Origin of the sequence: Streptococcus mitis, assembly GCF_003942765.1 — a bacterium.
Lineage (GTDB): Bacteria > Bacillota > Bacilli > Lactobacillales > Streptococcaceae > Streptococcus > Streptococcus mitis_BE.
Genome location: NZ_RJNW01000002.1, coordinates 1 through 23,681 on the forward strand (window position 1 = coordinate 1; position 23,681 = coordinate 23,681).

A 23,681-nucleotide genomic window follows, 5' to 3' on the forward strand; every position below is an offset into this window, starting at 1 on the left:
ATCATCTAGCCACAGACCGCCCTCACTGATACGACATCTAGCCACAGACCGCCCTCACTGATACGATGACTGATCTCACCCACTTCTTCATAGGGTTCTTTATCATATCTTCGTTTTTGACTTTCCTGCTTACGGATATAGTCTAGGATCCGATTCCGAAACTTTGTCTTAAAATATTTCCTTAAACGAGGAATATCTTCTGCCAACTCTTCTTCTCTACTGATCAATTCATGTAAGCAAATCATTCCCTCTTGGTCCCAATCAGATAACTCCCATAAATGAAGGTAATATTCATTTCTACACTTGTACACAATTCCCTGGACTTCTTTATACAATTCTTTAAACATAACGTCCCCCTTTCTAGATACAGTCTAACAAATAATGAAGCTAATCGGTGCCATTCACCTATTCTCTCCCATTTAACGCCTCAACTGCACAAAAAAGAGAGGTCTTGCCTCTCTCAGGGTTATTTTTCATCATTCATTTTTGACTTTACTTCATCATAAGATAATGCATGAGATTCCTCTTCTACGGTTTCAGGCATCTTTCCTGTTTCGTAAAGAGATTTAATTTGTGTACTATCCAATGTTTCGTATTTCAATAATGCTTCTGCAATCAACTTGTGAGTTTCACGATTTGACTGAATAATTTCAGCAGCTTTATTTCGTGCTTCATTCAATAATGAACGAACCTCTTCATCAATTTCATAAGCTGTTTGTTCTGAAATTGATTTTTGAGGACTCTGTGCACCAAACATAGCATGGTTTCCTTCATATTGTACTGGGCCAAGTTTTTCACTCATACCGTACTCTGTAACCATTGCACGCGCCATTTGTGTCGCTTGTTCAAAGTCGTTTGAAGCTCCTGTAGTTTGGACATTGAAGATAATTTCTTCAGCTACACGGCCACCCATTAAACCAGCCAATTGCTCTTTCATATCTTCTTTGGAAAGAAGCATTTGGTCTTCCTTAGGAAGTGCAATCATATAACCGCCTGCACGGCCTCGTGGTACGATAGTAACTTTATGAACAACACGGGCATTCGATAAGACTAGACCAACAATGGTATGTCCAGCCTCATGGTAGGCAACCAATTCACGTTCTTTTTGTGAAACTGTCTTATCTTTCTTAGAAGGACCAGCAATAACTCTATCTTCTGCTTCATCAATATCTGAGGCATCAATTATCGATTTATTGCGACGAGCAGCAACTAAAGCAGCTTCATTCAATACATTCTCTAAATCAGCACCAACAAAACCTGGAGTTTGTTGGGCAACTAATTTCAAATCTACATCTTCTGCTAAAGGCTTGTTCTTAGCATGAACTTTCAAGATTGCTTCACGACCTTTAACATCAGGGCGACCAACCAATACTTTTCTATCAAAACGTCCTGGACGCAAAAGGGCAGGGTCAAGTACATCTGAACGGTTTGTCGCAGCGATGACAATAATTCCTTCATTTCCCTCAAAACCGTCCATCTCAATCAAAAGTTGGTTCAAGGTTTGTTCACGTTCGTCATTTCCTCCGCCAAGACCAACTCCACGTTGACGTCCAACAGCATCAATTTCATCGATAAAGATAATAGCTGGTGCTGCTTTTTTGGCATCTTCAAAAAGAGAACGAACACGACTAGCTCCAACCCCGACAAACATTTCTACAAAGTCAGAACCTGAAATACTAAAGAATGGAACACCTGCTTCTCCGGCGACTGCTTTAGCAAGCAAAGTCTTACCTGTTCCCGGAGGTCCCTCTAGAAGGACACCTGCTGGAATACGGGCTCCAAGTTTTGTAAATCGTTTTGGATCTTTTAAGAATTCAACAACTTCAACTAGTTCTTGTTTTTCTTCCTCAGCTCCAGCAACATCTGAAAATCTTACTTTAATATCTTCTTTATTTGCAGCTTTAGCCTTACTACGTCCAAAACTCATTGGGTTACGGCTATTATTTCCTCCCATATTTCCCATCATAGAAAATAGGAAGAAGAAAAGAATACCGAATGGCACAATGGATACAAGAATATTAATCCACATACCACTTGAACTTTCATGCTTAATAGTTACTTCCGCTTTATGGTCAGAAGCAAGCTTTTGTAATTCTGATACTGTAGTATCTGAAGGAAGAATAATACTTGAAAATTTCTCTACTGTTGTAGCAGAAGGAGAAAAGAATTGAATGCCTGTTTCTTCTTTACTTGTTTTAGGATTTTTATAAACACCTGAAACCTCGATAACACTGCCATTTGGTTGGTAAGTCAATTCTTTTACATTGTCATCGGTAATTTCTTTTACCAATTCTGTATAATTAATTTGCTCACTTTTCCCTGCAACACTACCTGTACTAAAATACTGGTAAGCTGTAACTAGGAAAAAAATAAGTAATAACCATAGAAAAGGATTTTTAATTAAACCATTATTTTGTTTTTTCATTAAAAATTGTTCTTTCTAATTTGAATACACTTCTTCTTTCAATACTCCAACATAAGGAAGGTTACGATAATTTTCTTTGTAGTCTAAGCCATAACCTACTACAAACTCATTTGGAATAGTAAAGCAAGTATAGTCTGCCTCAATTTCTACAACACGTCCCTCTGGTTTATCCAATAATGTTGCAATCTTAACAGAAGCTGCATCTCTTGCAATAAACATATCTCGCAAATTCTTCAAAGTTTGACCTGTATCAATGATGTCCTCTACAAATAGAACATGTCTTCCTTTAATATCTTGAGTTACATCTTGCTTGATATTGATGACACCACTACTTGCTGTTCCACCATGATAGCTAGAAACCATCATAAAGTCCATTTCAATATGTGTATCAATATGTTTAACCAATTCAGCCATAAAAGGGATAGATCCTTTTAAAATCCCAACTAAAATTGGATTTTTTCCTGCATAGTCTTTAGTGAGTTGATCACCTAATTTTTTAGCAGCTTCTGTAATTTCATCGTGTGAAACAAGGATTTTTTTAATATCGTTTTCTAACATTTTTTTACCTATCTATTTTTTCTATATAAAGTACAGTGTTCATTATATCATTTTTCGTGTTTTTACTCAAATTACTGGTCGCAATTCCCAAAATTGAGACAATTTCACCAAATTGCTCAATAATCAGAGCTGATTTTCGCTTTTCCATAGGGATTTTCAAATCAATAAATAGACGTCTGAGTTTTTTTCTATGCCCATTTTGAATCAAAAAATCTCCTGTTTTTCGATGACGAATGTGTATTGATGTTTCCCGTGAAATAGGTACCTGCTGAATGAATTCACCTTCTAAAGGAAGTCCAAAGGAAAATAAATAACCTTGGTAAGATACCTGATTTTGATAGTGTAACACAAGTTCATCTTCCTTTTCATCAGACTGAGGACTGATTTTACAAATCTTAAACCATTGGTACTCTTTTATCAATTCATAACCATTTTTTAGCGGATGACGATACTGGCTTTTAGTTTTTAAAATCTGCCGAACTTCTTCAAACTGAGCTTTTGTAAGATTCAAATCTGGAAAACGATTCAGATAAGTTTGAAGTAAAACTCTTTGTGTCGACTCAGAGTAAGACAATAGCTGATCTAAATTCTCTACATCAATATTCTTTGATAATTCAGCTATAGCTAAGTCATAATCTAAAATTTCATTGCCGATGCTTAAGATTGCATATCTAAATCGAGGATTTTCTTTTTCTAATTCTGGTAAATAAGAATTTCGAATACGATTGCGAAAATAATGATTTTCCTGATTTGATATATCTTCAAAGTGGAAAATTGGTGGAAAGTCTTTTTTCTGAAAATGCAAGAAGGGCCGAATGATTTCTATCTCTCCTACTACTTGCTTCTCCTTAATTCCTGATAGATAGCGCAAACGAGTACCTCGAATCAAACGCATCAAAATCGTTTCCACCTGATCATCAGCATGGTGGGCAGTGACTAAAGCTGTCGCACCTGTCTTTTTCATGACCTCTTGAAAAAAATCATAACGAAAATGTCGAGCACGCGCTTCTGAAAATTCTCCTGAAAAATTGCTGATATAAATAGGAAGCTCTGCTTCAGCAGCCAACTTCCTTAATTCCTTTTCTTCCCAATCTGATTCAATTCTCTGCTTATGATTAACATGAGCTAAAATCAATTCAATTTCCAACTCTTCTTGATAAGTAGACAATACCTTGAATAGAAACATAGAATCTAATCCACCAGAAAGAGCTAGCACCACCTTAGTATGTTTTTTAAAATATTCTCTCTTGAGAAAATGATTTAAAAAATCTTGTTCCCTCATTTTAGAACCTCATAAACGTCCTTGGCTATCTGAGAAATCGTATCATAATCAGAATTCTTAGTGAAAATAGAAATAACAAATGGAGAATCTGCATAGATAACGCCCGTATCATGCTTAAATTCATCCGCATCTCCAATTTTATGAGCTACTTTAACAGAAACACCTTTGGCAATTCTCTCATTATCAAAATCTGTTTTAGTCAAAGAATCCAATACAAGTCCATTTTGGTTATAAATAGCTTCCATGACTTTCCCAGCCATTTTAGAAGAAATCAATTTTTCTTTTGGATCCCAATCATCTCCCATAATAGCAGACGTCTTGGATTTGAATATAGCATCAGATTGATTTGAAATGTAATATCCCAATAGATTATGAGCTACATTATCCGATTCTTTAGATACTTTTGTGATTAAGTCCTTTATAGAATACTCTTTATTATCCTCTTTTTTAGGGAGACTACCACTTCCCTCTGGTTTATAAGAACCTGGAAAATCATTGACTGCTGATACGTATTTTACAGTCGTGTCTAACTGATAAAGACCCTCATTTATTTTTTCTTGCGTATAGTAGAGATAAGGTAATTTTAAAATGCTAGCTGCATACATCTTGTCATCTTGATTGATACCAGCTTCTTTTCCAGTAGTCAGTTGCTTAACATAAATAGAAAATGAATCCTTCTGATATTTTTCCGATAACATTTCTTGGACTTTACTCATCCGATTATCATCTTCAGAAGTTGATTCTTTAGCTACCCATCCAGCCTGATCAATATGTAGAAATTCTTTCCCTTCTACAAACATGGTCTTATCAATTGAAACTTGCGAATAAGCTGATAAGGATGATTTCACTTCTTTTAAATCATAAGGACTGTTATACAGTTTAAAATCAGATTCTAACCATACTTTTTTTATTGTTGTAGTTACCTCTGATTGATCATATAAAAATCGTTTGTCCGCAGCTATAAATTGATGATTTGATAGCTTAAATACCGGAATTCCTTGTTTATTTAAACGCCACTCGGTTATTTGAAAACTTGTTTTTGGAGTCAATTTTCCAGATTCCACTACTAAATCTTCATTCGCATAAACAGGAACCTCTCCATAAACCATGGGAGAACTTAATTTTTCTCTAAAATAAATACCAAAGTCAGATTGTGAAAGGTAATAAATTTCTTTCGAAGTATATACAACTTCTTTTTCTGTGCTAACGACTTTTGAAATGGTCAAAAAACTCGGTAACAACAAAATAATTAAGAATTTACGCATTCTTCCTTTCCTTTTCTTCTTGTAAACGCAATAATTGATTTTTATCAGCCAACTCTTCTAGTTTTTCATCCGATAGACTCAAAAATTGCTCAATTACGTCTAATAAATTTTCCATTTTATCACCTTGGAAGCAAGTCAGGAATCGTATAAACAGCTTCCCGATTCTTAGAATAATAATATTTTGCACGCATGTATTTAGCAGCGTAATCTTCATCTTTCAACTTTGTTGCAAAAGCTGTCTCTTTCTCCTTTTCCTCACTCAAGGTTTGATACTGAGTTTGCAAGTCTGATAACTGTTGACGTCTTTGGAGTAATTGGTGATAACTTTGAGCAAGATTATAAGTTGGTAAAATGAACAATAAAATCATCAAAATAAGAACCCAACCCATGAAACGATTACGTTTTTGTCGTTCCTTCATCAGATAGCGACGACGTTGGTGTTCATTTTGAATAAAAGAATTATTCAATTGTACGATATTTTTAGACATTTTCTTCTACCCGTGTTTCACTGATAATTTCATACATGCCTGCTGCATCTTCTTTTTTTGTACTATCTTTCATCTCCAGTACTTTTACAAGTAGCAACTTATTGCCAAAGCGAATTTCAACTTGGTCATTAACTTTCAAATCCGTTGAACTTTTGGCCAAGATTCCATTTACCTTGATTCTGCCTTTATCTGCTACTTCTTTTGCGACTGTACGACGCTTGATAATTCTTGATACTTTTAAATATTTATCTAATCTCATTTTTATTACCTCAAATTATTATTGTACCATTTTTCTCCATTTTATAGAAGAAAAATGTTAAAGAGAATTGCCTTCTTTCGACACTTTTATCTCTAATAAACTTTCTCCAAAAATGAGCAGACCTTCTAAAATTTCATAGTCCTTCTTGTTTCGGATATCAAACACAACTTCCATTAATCCCTTATTCTCAGTTATGGCTGCTTTTAAGTTCGTTGCGGATAAAGCTTTAAAATAATCTTGAGCCAAGAACAGTCGCTGAGTAATTTTTTCAAATTGAACTGTAATCTTATTTTCTTTTCGTTCCACACGTTGAACAAAGACCTTATCAAGATAAGACTTAACCAAACCAATCTCTAAAAGATAGGCTACCACGTCTGGGTACTCTCCAAATCGGTCCATCAACTCTTCTTGTAATTCTTCGTAGTTGACACGATTGTCAATTTGACGAATTTTCTTGTAAATTTCAATCTTATGTCGTTGATCAGAAATATAAGTATCAGGAAGATAGGCATCAATTTGTAAAATCAATTCAGCATTTCCTTTGGTCCTTGTGTTCCCATTACCATGTCGTTTAGCAATAGCTTCCTCTAGTAACTGCGAATACAATTCAAAACCAACAGAATCAATGAAACCAGACTGGGATTTTCCTAAAAGATTTCCTGCTCCGCGAATCGAAAGATCTCGCATTGCAATCTTAAATCCAGAGCCCAATTCTGTAAATCCTTTAATCGCTTCTAATCTCTTCTCGGAGACTTCACTGATTGATTTTTCTGGACGATACATGAGATAGGCATAAGCAATACGATTACTACGACCGACTCTTCCTCTTAACTGATACAAGGTTGACAAGCCCATATGGTCCGCATTTTCAATAAATAAAGTATTGGCATTTGGAATGTCCACCCCTGTCTCAATAATGGTAGTTGTCACCAAAATATCATACTGACCTTCAATGAAATCCAGTAGAGTATTTTCTAACTGAATCTCACTCATTTGCCCATGAACATACCCAATCGAAGCCTCTGGAATCAACTCCTGTAATTCGGAAACCTTCTGGTCAATCGTGTCAACTTTATTGTAAAGATAGTAAACTTGACCTCCACGCTCCATTTCACACAAGACCGCATCACGAATCACACTATCATTCTTTTCCAAAACATAGGTTTGCACTGGATAACGATTAGTCGGCGGAGTTTCAATAACAGACAAATCTCTGATTCCCAGCATAGACATGTGAAGGGTACGAGGAATTGGCGTTGCTGTCAAAGTCAGGACATCTACTTGTTTTTTCAGTTCTTTCAAGGTTTCCTTATGCTTGACACCAAATCGCTGTTCCTCATCAATAATCATCAAGCCCAAATCAGCAAATACAACATCTTTTGACAAAACACGATGTGTTCCAATCAAAATATCAACTTGACCGTTTTTCAATTTTTCAAGTGTTTCAGTCTGCTCTTTTTTACTTCTAAAGCGACTCAACACATCAATATTAACTGCAAAATTTTGGAATCGTTCCTTAAAATTGGTATAGTGCTGTTGCGCTAAAACCGTCGTCGGAACTAGAACAACAACCTGTTTGTGATCATTGACTGCCTTAAAGGCTGCACGCATAGCAACTTCAGTCTTTCCAAAACCAACATCCCCAACTAAAAGTCGATCCATTGGTTGAGAAGCCTGCATATCTCTCTTGATTTCCTCAACACTACGAAGTTGATCATCCGTTTCAACATAAGGGAAGGCATCATCAAAAGCATGTTGATCCTCATCATCAGCTGAGAAAGCAAAACCCTTCAACTGGCTGCGTTCAGAATAAAGTTTGATTAAATCGTCAGCTATATCCTCTACCTGGTTCTTAACTTTTTGCTTTGCTTTTTTGAAATGACCATCATTTAATTTATTGAGTTTAGGTGCTTTACCGTCACTTGAAACGTATTTGGAAAGTAGATGAATCTGTTCCACTGGGATAGAGATTTGATCCCCGTTTTGGTATTGAACACTAACATAATCACGGTGAATCCCTTTGATTTCAATTGTTTCGATCCCTAGATATTGACCAATTCCATGGATATGGTGAACAACGTAATCTCCTTTTTCAAGTTCATTGTAATCTTTTAATCTCTCTGCGTTTGAAACATGTTGTCTTCGAAAACGACGTTTCAATTTCTTTTGAAAAATCTCATGTTCAGTTATCAATAAAATCTTTTCATCTACAAAATGAAAACCATGTCTGAGATTACCCTCGATTAAGTTTACAGATTCTTTACAAATACTTGACTTATTTCTGGAATCCAATTTAATCTGATATTCCTCTAAAACATCCTCCAATGTTTTACTTCCCATTGAATTGCTAGACTGCAGAATGATAGTATAATCCATTTTTTTGTATCGCTCAATTTCTTCTTTTAGAAAAGAAAATTGATTGAAAAACTCCTGCATAGGATATTGATTAAATTGATAAATTTGATCAAACTTGAGATTTCCTAAACCCTTTTGTAGATTAGAGAAAAAGGTAACCGGACTCTGTTTTTTATAGATTTGCTCTGTATCAGCAAAATACTGCATCTCAGAAAATGCTTTACTGTTCTGTAATTCTTCTGTAAAGTATTGTGCTAATTCTCTTTCAAATACTTCATACTGATTCATTAATTTTTGATAATCATCAAAGAATATTGGTATGTCTTTTTCAATATAATCAAAGACAGTCCATGTCTTTTCATAGCACAAAGATAAAAACTTCCGTGAATCTGAATGTATTTGTTTTTGGTGAAAACTTGAAAGAATTTCTTCTAGATAGGATTTCAAAATCGGTGATAACGTTTTTGAAATTTGTTTTTCTAAAGCTGACTGACCTCGTTGATAATCCTTTTCTCTCAAAAGCATATCACTAGCTGGAAAGATAGTGAGTTCTGTCTGATTTTCTTTCGATAATTGTGTTTCGACTTCAAATGACCTGATACCATCAATTTCATCACCAAAAAACTCTATTCGGAAAGGTTCTAACTGGGATATTTCAAAAATATCTAAAATATCTCCTCGCAGACTAAATTCGCCTTGAGTTTGTACTTGTGTAACTTTTCGATAGCCAATTTCCTTTAACTGATGGATAAGCGCGTGTTGATCATATTCTTCACCAACTGAGATTTTTACAATACTATTTTTGAATACATTTGGAGACGGTAAAATCAATCGGCTTGCTGCGATATTACAAACTAAAATTCCTCTCTTAGATGAATCAGTCAAAAAACGCAAGGCTTCAACCCGTGAAATGATTTTTTCTTGTGAAGACATCAAAAACTCGACCATAGGGGAGTCATCTACCAAAAATGGATAGACAAGTTCCTCACCCAAGACAGATATAAGATCACTAACAAGTCCTTCTGCTTCTCCATAAGTTGACGTCAATAACACAATCTTATCTTCTTTTTCTAGACTGCTTGCAATTGCAAGAGCCTTAGTAGACGTTGATAAACCAAGTATTAGTTGTCTTTTCTTATCTGTCAGATTTTGATGCCATTTTTTTATCTGATCATTTTCTGAGAATAAATCTAATAAGGTCACCATTTATCCGTTATACCTCTGCATCGTTTTTTCAAAGTTTTTCTCTTGTAAATAGTAGTTTACAGAATCGTCAACTTTGTCAATGGATTGTAAAATACCAATATAATCATCCTTGTCAAAGGTACTCAAAACATGGTGAACAACTGACATTCCATTTTTAGGTCTTCCAATTCCAATCTTAACACGATTAAAGGTTTGGGTTCCAATATGTTGAATAATAGACTTGATACCGTTATGACCACCTGCTGAACCTTTTGCTCTTAAACGAATCTTTCCAACTTCCATGTCAAGATCATCGTAAATGATGAGTAAATCTTCAATATCCAAACCATAATAAGTCAATAAAGCATGAACCGCTTTTCCACTTTCATTCATAAATGTCGTTGGTTTGACAAGATAAATTTTTTCTCCATTTAGGAAAAATGATGCTAGATCAGCTTGAAATATCTTATCATGTGTAAAAGTGACATTCTGTTTCTTCGCTAGTTGGTCAATCAACATAAAACCAACATTGTGTTTTGTTTCAAAATATTTATCCCCTGGATTTCCTAATCCTACAAGTAATTTGGTCATTTATTTTTCCTTTCAAAAGCCAAAAGGGTTGGAATTTTTTTCCAACCTAATTGACACTATTTATTAAATTTCTTAGACATTAAAGCGGAATTCCATGATATCGCCATCTTGAACGATATATTCTTTTCCTTCTTCACGCAAACGTCCAGCTTCTTTTACGGCCTTTTCAGATCCGTATTTCACTAGATCCTCATATGACATGGTTACTGCACGAATAAATCCTTTTTCAAAGTCTGAGTGGATAATTCCAGCTGCTTGAGGAGCCTTCATACCACGTTTGAAGGTCCAAGCGCGAACTTCTTTTTCACCAGCTGTGAAGTAAGTTCCCAATCCAAGCAAATGGTAAGCAGCACGAGTCAACTTGTCAACGCCTGATTCTGTCAACCCAAGTGCTTCAAGAAACTCTTGCTTATCTTCATCGTCTAACTCAGAAATTTCTTCCTCAGCACGCGCAGAAATAACGACTACTTCAGCATTTTCTGTCGCTGCAAATTCACGAATTTGTTTAACATAGTCGATAGAGTCAGGTTCTGAAACCACATCCTCGTCCACATTAGCAACATAGAGCACTGGTTTAGTCGTCAAAAGGAAGAGACCTTTGACAACTTTTTGTTCTTCATCTGTAAACTCGATTGTACGAGCTGATTTCCCATCTTCAAGGACTGGTTTAATCTTTTGAAGAACATTAAACTCAGCTACTGATTCTTTATCTTTTTGCGTACGTGCCATCTTTTCTACACGCGCATAACGCTTATTAACTGATTCTAAGTCAGCAAGAATCAACTCTAGGTTAATAGTATCAATATCTGCAAGTGGATCTACAAAGGCATCTTCACGTCCTTGCTCACGCATGACATTTTCATCATCAAAAGCACGAACTACATGAACAATCGCATCTACTTCACGGATATTGGCCAAGAATTTATTTCCTAGTCCTTCTCCTTTTGAAGCTCCTTTTACAATCCCTGCAATATCTGTAAATTCAAAAGTTGTTGGAACTGTCTTTTTAGGAGTAATCATTTCAGTTAGTTTTTGGAGGCGTTCATCTGGAACTTCTACCATTCCAACGTTTGGATCAATCGTCGCAAATGGGTAGTTTGCTGCCTCTGCTCCTGCTTTTGTAATTGCATTAAATAGTGTTGATTTACCAACGTTTGGCAAACCAACGATACCTGCTGTTAAAGCCATACTTTCTCATTCTCCGTTTTCATTTCAATCCCTAATATTATAACACAAAAAGGGAAAACTTGCTAACCCTCTAACTAAGGGTTCTCATACTCTTCGAAAATCTCTTCAAACCACGTCAACGTCGCCTTGCCGTATAGATATTACTGACTTCGTCAGTTCTATCTGCAACCTCAAAACAGTGTTTTGAGCAACCTGCGGCTAGTTTCCTAGTTTGCTCTTTGATTTTCATTGAGTATCAGTCAATAATTTTATTCATTTTTCGATCAAAATCATAGCGCCCCATCATGACAACATGGTCACAATTACTGCATTTTATCTTGATATCTGCTCCAACACGGGTAATTTCCCAACGATTTGCTTTTTTACCAGTTGACTTGATGGTACAAGCATGTGGTTTTTTCATCTCAACAAAATTTCCAACTTGATACATACTACTCTCCTTTTCTTTTTCGATTATATCATAAAAGAGGCGAGCTAGGCTCAACCTCTTTCACTTAATTTGTACGAACTGGGGTGATAAGTTGCATGAAGTCCTCTTCAGTATCAGCTGGCACAAGAGTAAATGGACGAACAGCTGAGATAAAGCTAATAGTCACCTTTTCGCTATTTAAAGCCTTGAGTGAATCAATCAAGTAAGTTGGGTTGAAACTAATAGTCAAATCTTCACCAGTCACTTGATCAGTATCGATTTCTTCGTTTACTTTACCAACTTCTGGAGAGTGAACATGGGCGCTAACAACCCCATCTTTAATTTCAAGTTTCACAGTACCATTTTGAGTAGCACTTGATAAAAGACGAGCACGTTCCATTGACTGGCGTAAGTTTACAACATCAAAAGTAATAGTAGTATTAAAGTCCGTTGGAATCAAACGATCTGTATCAGGATAGTTACCTTCTAACAAACGAGTATAGAAGCTAATATTTTCGCTTCTAAAGAGGATTTGGTTATTGGCAAAGAAAATCTCTACAGTTTCAATATCATCTGTAAATACTGCTGAAAATTCGCGTAGAGAACGGCTAGGAATGACAACATCAAAATCATCACTATTTTTCTCAAGCGTTAATTTTTTCTGGCTTAGACGATGAGAGTCTGTTGCCACTGTTTTTAGCTCCTTGTGTTGACTTAATACAAAATGAACACCTGTTAAAATTGGACGACTCTCTTGTGTACTTGCAGCAAAGGCTGTTTCATTGATAATTTTCTTGAGTAATTTTGTTTCAAGAACCAAAGGAGTGCTTGCTGAAATTTCTTGGATTCGTGGATATTGTTCGCTATCTTTTCCTTTTAGGGTAATTTCTGATTTGCCGCTAGTTAAAACAATTTGATTTTGTTCAATTTCTTTAAAATCAAGAGTCACATCAGGTAGACTAGATACCACATTGATAAAGAAAGAAGCTTCAAGAAGGATCGAACCTAAAGAAGTAATTAATAAACCAGCATCTTCATTTTTTTGAGAAATAAAATTTTCAATTGAAATTTGACCATTTGAACCAATTAAAGTAACACCTTCATTGGTCACGTCAATTTTTACAGTTGATAAAATAGGAATGGCATTTTTAGAACTAATAGCTCTCTTAGTTGTATTTAATGCTTGTAGAAATAAATTTTTATTAATTGAAAAATGAATCATGGATTCTCCTTTATTTATTTTTAGTATTAGAAGGATAATAGTAATAATAGAGTCTGTGAAATCTGTGGAAAACAGACTTTAAACAAGTCATATCAAGTTTTTTGGCTTGTTTAAAAAATGTGGATAAAAAAGATAATAAAGTAAAAGTTATCCACAAGTTATTTGATTTTCTTTTTGATTGATTCAATTTCTAAACGTAAATTATCGTCTTCATCAATCAAAGATTTAATTTTGGCATGGGCATGAATAACTGTTGTATGGTCTTTTCCACCAAATTCCTTCCCAATTTTTGGAAGACTATTATCTGTTAGTTCTCTAGATAAATACATGGCTACTTGACGGGCTAACACAATATTTTGAAGGCGTCTACTTCCCTTCATTTCTTTGACGCTGACACCATAAAAGTTACCAACTTCATTTTGGATTTTATCAATTGGGATGACGAGCATTTGGCTAACATCTTGTTTACGTGCTCGAATAGCCTCTGCAGCGATATCGATAGTGATATCCTTGATTTTTTTTACTCTGGCAATTAAAGTGATGTCGTTGATTGCTCCTTCAAGTTCTCGGACGTTTGAATCAAATTGCCCAGCTAGGTATTCTAGGGTATCACTTTGGAAATTGTAGTCTAAATGCTCTGTTTTACTTTGTAAAATGGCAATACGTGTTTCAAAGTCAGGTGGTGTGATGTTTTGCGTCAAGCCCCAGCTAAAGCGCGTGACAAGCCGTTCTTCAAGGCCTTCTAAGTGTTTAGGACTACGATCACTAGTCAGAACAATTTGTTTTTGATTGCTATGGAGAACATTGAAAGTATTGAAAAATTCTTCTTGAGTTGCAACTTTTTTTCCACTCAGCGATTGGATATCATCAATTAACAAGAGATCAAGACTACGGTAAGTTTTTTTGAACTTTTCCATTTCACCCAGTCTTAGATGTTCAAGAAAGTCGTTGATAAAGCTTTCAGCAGGAATGTACTTAACACGCGCATCAGGAATATTTTTCAAAATCTCATTCCCAATGGCATTGAGTAAGTGAGTCTTACCAAGCCCAGGTCCTCCATAGATAAAAAGAGGATTATAGGTTAAGGCCAAATCTTCAGAGACAGCCAAAGCTGCTGATACTGCCCAGACATTTCCATCCCCCTGAATAAAATTATCAAAGGTATACTTTTCTTTTAATCCAGTATCCGAATAAGGAATAGATGCTAACTTTGGACTATAGTCATAAAGAGTTGAATTTGGAGCTTCTTCAGCTTGTGAGATAGTCGTATCTTGAGGTTTGATGAAAATATAGTGGGGAGTTATTTCAGCGTCATAAATTTCAAATCCAGCAACTACAATAATATCTTTTAGTTGTTTTTCCCAGACCATTTCCATTTCAGATCGTGGTAAAAATATAGTGGCAACATTTTCCTCTACCTTGATGAGTTCAGCTTGAATAGCATAGAAATCATACATGGATCGAGTCAGTCTTTCTTGAGCAAATTCTAATATACGATTCCAAAATTGTTTTTCTTTCAATCCTTTCTCCTCCTTTACTATTTAAAAGTTTAATGCTAGACTTATTTTACCATAGATAGTAAGAATTTTCCACAAGCTGTGAAAAATAATCCACAATGTTATCAAGTTTTATCCACAGGTTGGGGATAAAATCAGAAACTGTTGATTTATTAAGCTTTTTATTGGAAAAAATAGTGGATAACCTTGTGAGATAAGAAAATAAAAGAACAGCCTTATTTCAGGCTGTTAATAATTCTACTGTATTCTTCTTGATTTGAAAAAGAAATAATGATTTTTCCATTGTCTTTTTTAGACAATTTGATTTCTACATCTAATCCGAGTAGTTTTTTTAACAGTTCTTCTTCATTTTGTATGAAATGATCATTTTTTTGCTGTCTCTTTTGTTTTTTCTCTGTCAGAAGAGCTTCTAACTTCCTTACAGAAATGTCTTCCTCTATAATCCGTTGAAAGAAATAGACTTGTTGTTCCTTATTCAACCCAACTAGAGAACGCGCATGAGCTTGTGATAGTTTGCCATTTTCTACTTCTGAGATAATCTGTTCTGGTAAGGAAAGCAAACGAATGGAGTTGCTGATATAAGGACGAGACTTGCCCATTTTATCTGCAATTTCAGCATGAGTAAATCCTTTCTCTACAAGAGATTCATAGGCGCGTGCTTCTTCTATTGGGTTTAAATTTTCTCTCTGTAAATTTTCAATGATGGACTGGACCATCATCTCTTGATCTGAAAGCTGTTTAACAACAGCTGGGATAGACGTTAGACCAGCTAAAAGTGAAGCCCGATAGCGTCTCTCTCCTGCAAGGATTTCATAACCAATAACAGGAGATTGACGAACAATAATCGGTTGAATGACCCCATTTTCTTTGATAGACTGTGCTAGTTCATCTAGTTTTTCTCTATCAAATTCTTTTCGAGGTTGATAGGGATTTTTTTGTATATCCGTGATAGAAATCATTTCAAATTTTTCCATGATTCTACACTAACATATCTTTTCTCTTATGTAAAGTTTTCTTTACATAGATGTCAATTAAGATTCTAAATCACCTGAACTCTTGTCAAGTTTAATAGATGTAGTTTCTTCTTTACCGTTACGATAGTAAGTTATCTTAATGGTGTCTCCGATAGAATGATTGTAAAGAGCACTTTGTAAGTCTGTTGATGAAGCGATGTCTTTGTCATCTACTTTTGTAATAACATCGTATTTTTCAAGGTGACCATTTGCAGGCATATTGCTTTGTACAGAACGAACAACTACACCAGATGTTACATTGCTTGGAATATTCAGTCTTCTAATATCACTTGTATTAATATTTGAGAGATTGACCATTTGGATTCCCAAAGCAGGGCGAGTCACTTTTCCGTTCTTTTCTAACTGTTCAATAATATTGATAGCATCATTTGCAGGGATTGCAAAACCAAGACCTTCTACAGATGTTCCTCCATTTGTGGCAATTTTACTTGAGGTAATTCCGATAACCTGTCCTTGAATATTGATTAGTGGGCCACCAGAGTTACCTGGGTTAATAGCAGTATCAGTTTGGATAGCTTTTGTAGAAATGGCTTGTCCATCTTCAGATTTTAAAGATACATTTCGATTGAGACTAGATATGATACCTTGAGTGACAGTATTAGCATATTCAGAACCTAACGGGCTACCGATAGCAATAGCAGTTTCTCCTACGGTTAACTGACTAGAATCACCAAATTCCGCTACTGTTGTCACTTTTTCTGAAGATATTTTGACGACAGCAATATCAGAGAAAGTGTCAGCTCCGACGATTTCTCCAGGTACCTTAGTTCCATCTGACAAACGAATATCTACTTTGCTGGCACCATTTATAACGTGATTGTTGGTGACAATATAAGCTTCTTTGTCATTCTTTTTATAAATAACCCCAGATCCTTCACTAGAGATTTGCTGAGAATCTGTATCTGTATCATCATTGCCAAATACGCTATTTTGTCTGTTAGCTGAATAAGTAATAACAGAAACAACAGCGTCTTTTACTTTGTTAACAGCCTGTGTTGTTGAATTTTCGTTCTTATAGGCAGTCTGTGTAATAGTACTATTGTTGTTGGAGTTACTTACAGTACTTTTCTGAGTTAGTTGGTTTATTGAAAAACTCCCCAAGGCTCCACTAATAAAGCTAATGACGATAACGACTAATAATTGAAACCATTTTTTGTAAAATGTTTTGAGATGTTTCATATTTGCCTCCATATGTTTTAAATTAATGAAAGTATAAACTGACTAGCTTAATTATAACTTAAAAATAAAAGTTTTTCACAGATTGTGGATAACTTTCAAAAATCTGTGGTTTTCTCGGCTAAAATTAACCTTTTATTTTGTGAATAAGATGTGAAAAAATAGAGAATATGTTAGAATAGAGTCATGAAAATTAAAGTTGTAACAGTTGGGAAACTGAAAGAAAAGTATTTAAAAGATGGTATCGCAGAGTATTCAAAACGAATTTCTCGATTTGCTAAGCTTGAAATGATTGAGCTAGCAGATGAAAAAACACCAGATAGGGCCAGTGAGTCAGAAAATCAAAAGATTTTAGAAATAGAAGGTCAGAGAATTTTATCAAAAGTTGGTGACCGTGATTTTGTTATTGCGTTGGCTATCGAAGGGAGAACTTTCTCCTCAGAAGAATTTAGTAAGCAGCTAGAAGAAGCTTCTATAAAAGGATTTTCTACTCTTACCTTTATTATTGGAGGGAGTCTGGGGTTAGCACAGGATGTAAAAAAAAGAGCCAATCTTTCTGTTAGTTTTGGTCGCTTAACCTTGCCTCATCAGTTAATGAGACTAGTCCTTGTTGAACAAATCTATCGGGCTTTTACGATTCAGCAGGGATCACCCTATCATAAATAGAAAATTGACTTTCAATTGGATTTTTGGTAGAATAGCTGTATTAGGTCTCATAGCTCAGCTGGATAGAGCATTCGCCTTCTAAGCGAACGGTCGCAGGTTCGAATCCTGCTGGGATCAATATAGTAGCAAAGCTGGGAATTTTCCCGGCTTTTTTCTTAAAAAAGTACACTTGGGGAGAAAAAAATGACAGTTGAGAGAATTTTGTCTACAATGAAATTCCATTTTGTATAATAGTTTTTGTAAGTTAGCTTACAGGAAAAAACACTTTAGGAGATTTTATTATGAAAAACACAGTTAAATTGGAACAGTTTGTAGCCTTGAAGGAAAAAGACTTGCAGGAGATTCGAGGTGGGGAAACTAGAAAAACAATTAATAGTTTACTTAATCTATTCAAAAGAAGATAAGGGAGTAGAATAATGGATTTTTTCTTATTAGTAGATTTGATATTATATGTTTTTATTATTAGTCAAAGTTACCGTTTAATTTGTAAAAGGCAAATAAAAACAAAGGAATTATGCTTTTTTGGTGGTTATACATTACTAGTAGGAACAGTACTTGACCTTCCTTTTTATCTTCTATACTTAGAGGGGTTAGGGATTGGAACATTTTTATTTCCTTTGATGCTATATTTCTATTTTAAATGTATTAAACAGTATAAGAGGGATAGAGGACTATTCCTAAGTTTACTACTATCTCTTTTATATGAGAGCACTCATACCTTTCTGTCTGTAACTTTCTCATCTCTAACAGGAGACAATTTTGTTTTACAATATTATGGCCTATTCTTTTTAGTTGTAACGGTGTTGACTTATGTCGTTATCGTAACAATCATTCGTTATTTCCATTTGGAACTAAACTATTTTGACAAAGACTATCTATATCCTTTCTTGAAAAAAGTATTTTTTGCTTTACTACTGCTACATGTTGCATCTTTCGTTTCAGATATGGTAAGTACGCTTAAACATTTGAATAGTTTTGGAAGCATTTTATCATCTATTATATTCATCTCTCTTATTCTGACTTTTCTTGCAATGAATTCGCATAAAGATCAAATGGAGAAAGAGATTGCTTTGAAGCAGAAGAAATTTGAACAAAAACATTTACAGAATTATACAGATGAAATTGTCGGACTGTATAATGAAATCCGTGGTTTTCGACATGACTATGCTGGGATGCTTGTCAGCATGCAGATGGCAATTGACAGTGGTGATTTACAGGAAATTGACAGAGTTTACAATGAAGTTTTGGTCAAAGCAAATCACAAACTGCGTTCAGATAAGTATACTTACTTTGACTTGAACAACATAGAAGATTCAGCTTTACGAAGTTTGGTTGCTCAGTCAATTGTATATGCTCGAAATAATGGTGTAGAGTTTACACTGGAAGTAAAAGATACGATTACCAAGCTTCCAATAGACCTGCTGGATTTAGTTCGTATTATGAGTGTTTTATTGAACAATGCTGTCGAAGGATCGGCTGATAGTTATAAAAAGCAGATGGAAGTAGCAGTTATTAAGATGGAAACTGAAACAGTGATTGTGATTCAGAATTCATGTAAAATGACGATGACTCCTTCAGGAGATCTATTTGCTTTAGGATTCTCTACTAAGGGAAGAAATCGTGGAGTCGGATTAAATAATGTGAAAGAACTACTGGATAAGTACAACAATATTATTTTAGAAACAGAGATGGAAGGCAGTACATTTAGACAAATCATTAGATTTAAGAGGGAATTTGAATGAAAGTTTTAATTTTAGAAGATGTTATTGAACATCAAGTGAGACTAGAGAGAATATTGGATGAAATTTCGAAAGAATCGAATATTCCAATATCATACAAGACAACGGGAAAAGTTCGTGAGTTCAAGGAATATATTGAAAACGACGAAGTAAACCAGCTTTATTTTCTAGATATTGATATTCATGGAATTGAGAAAAAAGGGTTTGAAGTTGCCCAGTTTATTCGTCATCACAATCCTTATGCTATTATCGTCTTTATCACCAGTCGATCAGAGTTTGCGACTCTAACCTATAAATACCAGGTATCAGCCTTAGATTTTGTTGATAAGGATATCAATGATGAGTTGTTTAAGAAGAGAATTGAGCAAAATATCTTCTACACGAAGAGTATGTTACTTGAAAATGAAGATGTGGTAGATTATTTTGACTACAATTACAAGGGAAATGATTTAAAAATTCCTTACCATGACATTCTGTATATTGAAACGACAGGAGTTTCTCATAAATTGCGCATTATTGGTAAAAATTTTGCAAAAGAGTTTTATGGTACCATGACAGATATTCAGGAAAAGGACAAACATACTCAGAGATTTTATTCTCCTCACAAGTCATTTTTGGTAAATATAGGCAATATCAGAGAAATTGATAGAAAGAATTTAGAAATTGTTTTCTATGAAGACCATCGTTGTCCTATTTCAAGATTAAAAATTAGAAAATTAAAAGATATTCTAGAGAAAAAATCTCAAAAGTGATTGACAATTAGTAAGAAATTGATATAATGGTTATATCTGCTACAGATAGAAGGTCCGTTGGTCAAGGGGTTAAGACACCGCCTTTTCACGGCGGTAACACGGGTTCGAATCCCGTACGGACTATTTTATCCGCCATAGCTCAGTTGGTAGTAGCGCATGACTGTTAATCATGATGTCGTAGGTTCGAGTCCTACTGGCGGAGTATAGATAAAAGGGAACATAGTGTTGTTCCCTTTTTTGTATCAATTTGTATCACCAAGCATCTTCATAAGGAAATCTGTTATTTCTTGAGGACTTTCTTTTTTTCCATGTGCAATCCAAGTTTGACAGACACCAAAAAGTGCATGAGTTAGATAGATGCTACTATATTCTAATTCAGTGGTATTGAGATTTAGTTGCATAAATCGCTTTTGTAAATCTGTACTGAGCATGATATGAAGTTTATTTCTTAAGAAATTTTGGATTTCTTTGGTCCCATTTTCAGAAAGAAGGGCAGCCAGAAGTGGTTCTGACTCTAGATATTCAAATACTTCTAAAATAGCATCTCTTTTGTGATGAGCATGTTTTTGAAAAATATATTCAAATGTATGAAATAGCTTGCTTTGATAGTGCTCAATCATATCATACTTATCCTTATAGTGCGTATAGAAGCTGGAACGACTAATTCCGGCTTTTTCTGCTAGCTTGACAGTAGAAATTTGATCAAATGGCTGTTCCATCAGTAATTGTACCATAGCATTTTCAATAGTTTGTTTTGTTTTTAAGCGTTTATTACTTTCTTTCATATTTCCTCCTTGTAAACAAATTAGACTATATGTCTAAAAATGGATTTTTTATCTTGTAATTTAGATTTTTTATTGTATAATCTATTATATCAAAATTTTAGACAATATGTTTAAAAAAGGAGAAACTATGTTTAAAGAATGGAAAGCAATTTTTAAAAAACCAACCTTTATTATTGTCATGATAGGGATTTCTCTTATTCCCGCTCTGTACAATATCATATTTTTGTCATCAATGTGGGATCCATATGGTCAATTGTCTGACTTACCTGTGGCAGTTGTCAATAATGATAAAGAGGCTTCCTATAATGGTAATAGCATGTCTATAGGAAAAGACATGGTGTCTAATTTAGAGCAAAATAAATCCTTGGATTTTCATTTTGTAGATGAAGAAGAAGGTAAGAAGGGTTTAGAAAATGGTGATTACTATATGGTAGTAACTTTACCAAGTGATTTATCTGAAAAAGCAGCTTCTATTTTAACGGATCACCCAGTGCAAATGCAAATCGATTATCAGACTTCAAGTGGTCATAGTTTTATTGCCAGCAAGATGAGTGATTCTGCAATGACACAATTAAAGCAGAATGTTTCTACCAATGTAACCGAGACTTATACTAAAGCTTTATTTAACAAAATGGTCGATTTAAAGGATGGGATGAGTCAAGCAGCGTCTGGTAGTGAAAAACTAACTGATGGAGCGAATCAGTTAGTGGCAGGAAGTCAAACATTAACTACTAACCTACACTCTTTAGCAGATTCAAGTTTAACATTTTCAAATGGAACGGAGCAGTTTACTAAAGGATTATCCTCTTATGTCTCTGGTGTTGAACAACTTCATCTTGGCTTAGGGAATTTTAATAGTGGTTTAGTTACATATACTGGTGCAGTGAGTCAATTAGATAGTGAGTTAGGTCAATTATCTTTTAAAAGCCCTGAATTAGTGAGGGGAATTAATCAATTATATACTGGTGTAGAATCTTATACTGGCGGTGTTTCTCAGCTCAATGCTGGTCTTAATCAATTTTCATCTGGTGTTAGTGCCTATACAAACGGAGTGGGAAATCTTGCAACAGGTGCTAATCAGTTATCTAATCAATCAGCTACACTTCGAATGGGTGTGGAGCAATTAAATGAAGGGATTCAACAACTTTCTAGCAAGTTAGATGCTTCGTCTGAGCAAAAAGATCAAATTAATCAATTATCCTCTGGTCTAAATCAGTTAAATCAAGCCATTCAAAATATTGATGTTGGAGATACAAAACAATTAGATTCTGTTTTATCAAGTATAGTATCTCTTTCTAATCAAATGTTAGCAAGTGCTCAGTCTGATAAAGTGACTACATTAGCTAATATTCAATCGACAGCAGCTTATCAATCATTGACAAGTGAGCAACAAGCTGAGATAAGCGCTTCTGTATCTCAAAATTCGACTGATAGTATTCAATCGGCTCAGTCAATTGTAGCTTTAGTACAAGGTTTACAGGGAAGTTTGGAAAACTTACAAAATCAATCTTCAAATCTTTCGACATTAAAAAATCAAGCTAATCAAGTATTACCTATTGCTTCTACTTCTTTGACGGGATTGTCAAGTGGATTAACAGAAATACAGGGAGCTGTTTCTAGCAAATTAGCTCCTGCTAGTCAGTCGATTACATCGGGGGTAAATGCATATACTGCAGGTGTTGATAAAGTTTCTCAAGGCGCAAGTCAACTAAGTGAAAAGAATTCCACCTTGACAGGTAGTTTGGACCAATTAGTTTCAGGCTCAACTACCTTGACACAAAAATCTTCTAACTTGACAGCAGGAGTTGGTCAATTAGTTGAAAAAACTCCAGAATTAGTGTCTGGTATTGAAAAATTATCAAATGGCTCTAATGAATTGAATCAAAAGAGTCAAGAATTGATAGCAGGAGTTGATAAATTACAGTCAGGCTCTAGCCAACTAGCTGACAAATCCAGTCAGTTAATTTCAGGTGCTTCTCAATTAGAAAGTGGAGCTAATAAATTGGCAGATGGAGCTGGGAAACTAGCAGAAGGTGGAACAAAGTTAACTTCTGGCTTGGAAGGTTTACAGACAGGAGTTGCTTCTTTAGGACAAGGATTGAGTAATGCTAGTGATCAACTCAAATCAGCATCTACGGAATCTAAAAATGCAGAGATTTTATCAAATCCTCTCAGTCTTTCTAAAACAGACAATGATCAAGTTCCTGTAAATGGAGTTGCAATGTCTCCTTATATGATATCAGTTGCTCTTTTTGTTGCAGCAATATCAACAAATATGATCTTTGCGAAGCTGCCTTCAGGACGTCATCCAGAGAGCCGTTGGGCTTGGTTGAAATCTAGAGCTGAAATAAATGGTATTATAGCTGTTTTAGCAGGAATTTTGGTATATGGAGGAGTTCATCTTATTGGCTTAACTGCAAATCATGAGATGAGAACATTTATTCTCATTATCCTAACAAGTTTAGTATTCATGTCTATGGTGACCACTTTAACAACATGGAATAGCCGTATAGGAGCTTTCTTCTCTCTTATCTTGCTTTTATTACAGTTGGCATCAAGTGCCGGTACTTATCCACTGGCCTTGACAAATGATTTCTTTAGAGCTATTAATCCCTGGTTACCAATGAGTTATTCAGTTTCGGGATTACGACAAACAATCTCTATGACAGGAAATATTCATCATCAAGTCGTTTTCCTTGCCGTGATATTAGCCCTATTTACTGGTTTAGGTATGCTAGCTTATCAACCTAAGAAAATGGAAGAATATTAAAAAAATCGACCAACT

General features: G+C 35.0%; 21 protein-coding genes, 3 tRNA genes and 1 pseudogene. 8 read left to right on the plus strand and 17 right to left on the minus strand.

Annotated elements, in window-relative coordinates; genetic code table 11:
- Positions 1 to 35: 35 nt before the first annotated feature.
- The 16 genes and pseudogenes from D8849_RS03810 to htrA all read right to left on the minus strand — a co-directional run.
- Positions 36 to 347, minus strand: a pseudogene (locus tag D8849_RS03810) (sigma-70 RNA polymerase sigma factor region 4 domain-containing protein); the annotation flags it as partial.
- A 119-nt stretch (positions 348 to 466) separates the two neighbouring features.
- A complete protein-coding gene (gene ftsH / locus D8849_RS03815; protein WP_004255254.1) occupies positions 467 to 2,425 on the minus strand; it encodes an ATP-dependent zinc metalloprotease FtsH in 1,959 nt (652 codons plus the stop codon).
- Between the two features lie 15 nt (positions 2,426 to 2,440).
- On the minus strand, positions 2,441 to 2,983 hold the full coding sequence (gene hpt, locus D8849_RS03820) for a hypoxanthine phosphoribosyltransferase (RefSeq protein WP_125386256.1): 543 nt from the start codon (positions 2,981 to 2,983) through the stop codon (positions 2,441 to 2,443).
- Positions 2,984 to 2,987: 4 nt separating this feature from the next.
- Complete coding sequence (tilS, locus tag D8849_RS03825) at positions 2,988 to 4,265, minus strand: tRNA lysidine(34) synthetase TilS (RefSeq protein ID WP_125386257.1); 1,278 nt, start codon at positions 4,263 to 4,265, stop codon at positions 2,988 to 2,990.
- Positions 4,262 to 5,530 carry a serine hydrolase gene (locus D8849_RS03830; protein ID WP_125386258.1) on the minus strand — a complete coding sequence of 423 codons (1,269 nt, stop codon included), beginning with the start codon at positions 5,528 to 5,530 and terminating at the stop codon, positions 4,262 to 4,264. Before D8849_RS03830 ends, tilS begins: the two co-directional genes overlap by 4 nt.
- Positions 5,523 to 5,645, minus strand: a complete 123-nt coding sequence (locus D8849_RS10620) for an SP_0009 family protein (protein ID WP_000429334.1) — start codon at positions 5,643 to 5,645, stop codon at positions 5,523 to 5,525. Before D8849_RS10620 ends, D8849_RS03830 begins: the two co-directional genes overlap by 8 nt.
- 4 nt (positions 5,646 to 5,649) lie before the next feature.
- The gene (locus tag D8849_RS03835; RefSeq protein WP_000041905.1) at positions 5,650 to 6,018 is read right to left on the minus strand and encodes a septum formation initiator family protein; all 369 of its coding nucleotides are present in this window, start codon (positions 6,016 to 6,018) and stop codon (positions 5,650 to 5,652) included.
- Positions 6,011 to 6,277, minus strand: a complete 267-nt coding sequence (locus D8849_RS03840) for an RNA-binding S4 domain-containing protein (RefSeq protein WP_001234978.1) — start codon at positions 6,275 to 6,277, stop codon at positions 6,011 to 6,013. Before D8849_RS03840 ends, D8849_RS03835 begins: the two co-directional genes overlap by 8 nt.
- Before the next feature lie 57 nt (positions 6,278 to 6,334).
- On the minus strand, positions 6,335 to 9,838 hold the full coding sequence (mfd, locus tag D8849_RS03845; protein ID WP_125386259.1) for a transcription-repair coupling factor: 3,504 nt from the start codon (positions 9,836 to 9,838) through the stop codon (positions 6,335 to 6,337).
- Positions 9,839 to 10,408: an aminoacyl-tRNA hydrolase gene (pth, locus tag D8849_RS03850; protein WP_000163936.1), complete on the minus strand. Its 570-nt coding sequence runs from the start codon at positions 10,406 to 10,408 to the stop codon at positions 9,839 to 9,841. It abuts the gene before it with no gap.
- A gap of 72 nt (positions 10,409 to 10,480) precedes the next feature.
- Positions 10,481 to 11,596, minus strand: a complete 1,116-nt coding sequence (gene ychF, locus D8849_RS03855) for a redox-regulated ATPase YchF (RefSeq protein ID WP_004269823.1) — start codon at positions 11,594 to 11,596, stop codon at positions 10,481 to 10,483.
- Positions 11,597 to 11,831: 235 nt separating this feature from the next.
- A complete protein-coding gene (locus tag D8849_RS03860; protein WP_000285186.1) occupies positions 11,832 to 12,026 on the minus strand; it encodes a DUF951 domain-containing protein in 195 nt (64 codons plus the stop codon).
- A 64-nt stretch (positions 12,027 to 12,090) separates the two neighbouring features.
- Positions 12,091 to 13,227 (minus strand): DNA polymerase III subunit beta, encoded by a 1,137-nt coding sequence (gene dnaN, locus D8849_RS03865; RefSeq protein ID WP_049486822.1) that lies wholly within the window; start codon positions 13,225 to 13,227, stop codon positions 12,091 to 12,093.
- 158 nt (positions 13,228 to 13,385) lie between these two features.
- Positions 13,386 to 14,747: a chromosomal replication initiator protein DnaA gene (gene dnaA / locus D8849_RS03870; protein ID WP_125386260.1), complete on the minus strand. Its 1,362-nt coding sequence runs from the start codon at positions 14,745 to 14,747 to the stop codon at positions 13,386 to 13,388.
- Between the two features lie 212 nt (positions 14,748 to 14,959).
- Entirely contained in the window at positions 14,960 to 15,718 is a 759-nt protein-coding gene (locus D8849_RS03875; RefSeq protein WP_125386261.1) for a ParB/RepB/Spo0J family partition protein, read from the minus strand.
- 57 nt (positions 15,719 to 15,775) lie between these two features.
- Positions 15,776 to 16,957 (minus strand): serine protease HtrA, encoded by a 1,182-nt coding sequence (gene htrA, locus D8849_RS03880; RefSeq protein WP_125386262.1) that lies wholly within the window; start codon positions 16,955 to 16,957, stop codon positions 15,776 to 15,778.
- Positions 16,958 to 17,140: 183 nt separating this feature from the next.
- Here htrA and rlmH point away from each other — a divergent pair, with 183 nt between their 5' ends.
- The 7 genes from rlmH to D8849_RS03915 all read left to right on the plus strand — a co-directional run bounded on the left by rlmH (position 17,141) and on the right by D8849_RS03915 (position 20,313).
- Complete coding sequence (gene rlmH, locus D8849_RS03885) at positions 17,141 to 17,620, plus strand: 23S rRNA (pseudouridine(1915)-N(3))-methyltransferase RlmH (protein WP_004269820.1); 480 nt, start codon at positions 17,141 to 17,143, stop codon at positions 17,618 to 17,620.
- A gap of 43 nt (positions 17,621 to 17,663) precedes the next feature.
- Positions 17,664 to 17,737 (plus strand) — tRNA-Arg (locus tag D8849_RS03890).
- A 164-nt stretch (positions 17,738 to 17,901) separates the two neighbouring features.
- Positions 17,902 to 18,024: a competence-stimulating peptide ComC gene (gene comC / locus D8849_RS03895; RefSeq protein WP_020902306.1), complete on the plus strand. Its 123-nt coding sequence runs from the start codon at positions 17,902 to 17,904 to the stop codon at positions 18,022 to 18,024.
- Positions 18,025 to 18,036: 12 nt separating this feature from the next.
- Positions 18,037 to 19,362, plus strand: coding sequence for a competence system sensor histidine kinase ComD (comD, locus tag D8849_RS03900; protein WP_125386263.1), 1,326 nt, complete (start codon positions 18,037 to 18,039; stop codon positions 19,360 to 19,362).
- Positions 19,359 to 20,111 (plus strand): competence system response regulator transcription factor ComE, encoded by a 753-nt coding sequence (gene comE / locus D8849_RS03905; protein ID WP_000866073.1) that lies wholly within the window; start codon positions 19,359 to 19,361, stop codon positions 20,109 to 20,111. Before comD ends, comE begins: the two co-directional genes overlap by 4 nt.
- 51 nt (positions 20,112 to 20,162) lie before the next feature.
- Positions 20,163 to 20,234: transfer RNA gene (locus tag D8849_RS03910), tRNA-Glu, on the plus strand.
- A gap of 5 nt (positions 20,235 to 20,239) precedes the next feature.
- Positions 20,240 to 20,313, plus strand: a tRNA-Asn gene (locus tag D8849_RS03915).
- 40 nt (positions 20,314 to 20,353) lie between these two features.
- Here D8849_RS03915 and D8849_RS03920 read toward each other — a convergent pair.
- Positions 20,354 to 20,896 carry a TetR/AcrR family transcriptional regulator gene (locus D8849_RS03920; RefSeq protein ID WP_125386264.1) on the minus strand — a complete coding sequence of 181 codons (543 nt, stop codon included), beginning with the start codon at positions 20,894 to 20,896 and terminating at the stop codon, positions 20,354 to 20,356.
- A gap of 127 nt (positions 20,897 to 21,023) precedes the next feature.
- Here D8849_RS03920 and D8849_RS03925 point away from each other — a divergent pair, with 127 nt between their 5' ends.
- A complete protein-coding gene (locus tag D8849_RS03925; RefSeq protein WP_125386265.1) occupies positions 21,024 to 23,666 on the plus strand; it encodes a YhgE/Pip domain-containing protein in 2,643 nt (880 codons plus the stop codon).
- Positions 23,667 to 23,681 lie beyond the last annotated feature (15 nt).

Coding starts and splice junctions, on each gene's coding strand:
- hpt (WP_125386256.1), bottom strand. CDS start 2,983: ATGTTAGAAAACGATATTAAAAAAATCCTTGTTTCACACGATGAAATT.
- pth (WP_000163936.1), bottom strand. CDS start 10,408: ATGACCAAATTACTTGTAGGATTAGGAAATCCAGGGGATAAATATTTT.
- D8849_RS03920 (WP_125386264.1), bottom strand. CDS start 20,896: ATGAAAGAAAGTAATAAACGCTTAAAAACAAAACAAACTATTGAAAAT.
- ftsH (WP_004255254.1), bottom strand. CDS start 2,425: ATGAAAAAACAAAATAATGGTTTAATTAAAAATCCTTTTCTATGGTTA.
- D8849_RS03860 (WP_000285186.1), bottom strand. CDS start 12,026: ATGTATCAAGTTGGAAATTTTGTTGAGATGAAAAAACCACATGCTTGT.
- D8849_RS10620 (WP_000429334.1), bottom strand. CDS start 5,645: ATGGAAAATTTATTAGACGTAATTGAGCAATTTTTGAGTCTATCGGAT.
- mfd (WP_125386259.1), bottom strand. CDS start 9,838: ATGGTGACCTTATTAGATTTATTCTCAGAAAATGATCAGATAAAAAAA.
- tilS (WP_125386257.1), bottom strand. CDS start 4,265: ATGAGGGAACAAGATTTTTTAAATCATTTTCTCAAGAGAGAATATTTT.
- comD (WP_125386263.1), top strand. CDS start 18,037: ATGGATTTTTTCTTATTAGTAGATTTGATATTATATGTTTTTATTATT.
- comE (WP_000866073.1), top strand. CDS start 19,359: ATGAAAGTTTTAATTTTAGAAGATGTTATTGAACATCAAGTGAGACTA.
- D8849_RS03875 (WP_125386261.1), bottom strand. CDS start 15,718: ATGGAAAAATTTGAAATGATTTCTATCACGGATATACAAAAAAATCCC.
- dnaN (WP_049486822.1), bottom strand. CDS start 13,227: ATGATTCATTTTTCAATTAATAAAAATTTATTTCTACAAGCATTAAAT.
- D8849_RS03835 (WP_000041905.1), bottom strand. CDS start 6,018: ATGTCTAAAAATATCGTACAATTGAATAATTCTTTTATTCAAAATGAA.
- htrA (WP_125386262.1), bottom strand. CDS start 16,957: ATGAAACATCTCAAAACATTTTACAAAAAATGGTTTCAATTATTAGTC.
- D8849_RS03830 (WP_125386258.1), bottom strand. CDS start 5,530: ATGCGTAAATTCTTAATTATTTTGTTGTTACCGAGTTTTTTGACCATT.
- ychF (WP_004269823.1), bottom strand. CDS start 11,596: ATGGCTTTAACAGCAGGTATCGTTGGTTTGCCAAACGTTGGTAAATCA.
- comC (WP_020902306.1), top strand. CDS start 17,902: ATGAAAAACACAGTTAAATTGGAACAGTTTGTAGCCTTGAAGGAAAAA.
- D8849_RS03840 (WP_001234978.1), bottom strand. CDS start 6,277: ATGAGATTAGATAAATATTTAAAAGTATCAAGAATTATCAAGCGTCGT.
- D8849_RS03925 (WP_125386265.1), top strand. CDS start 21,024: ATGTTTAAAGAATGGAAAGCAATTTTTAAAAAACCAACCTTTATTATT.
- rlmH (WP_004269820.1), top strand. CDS start 17,141: ATGAAAATTAAAGTTGTAACAGTTGGGAAACTGAAAGAAAAGTATTTA.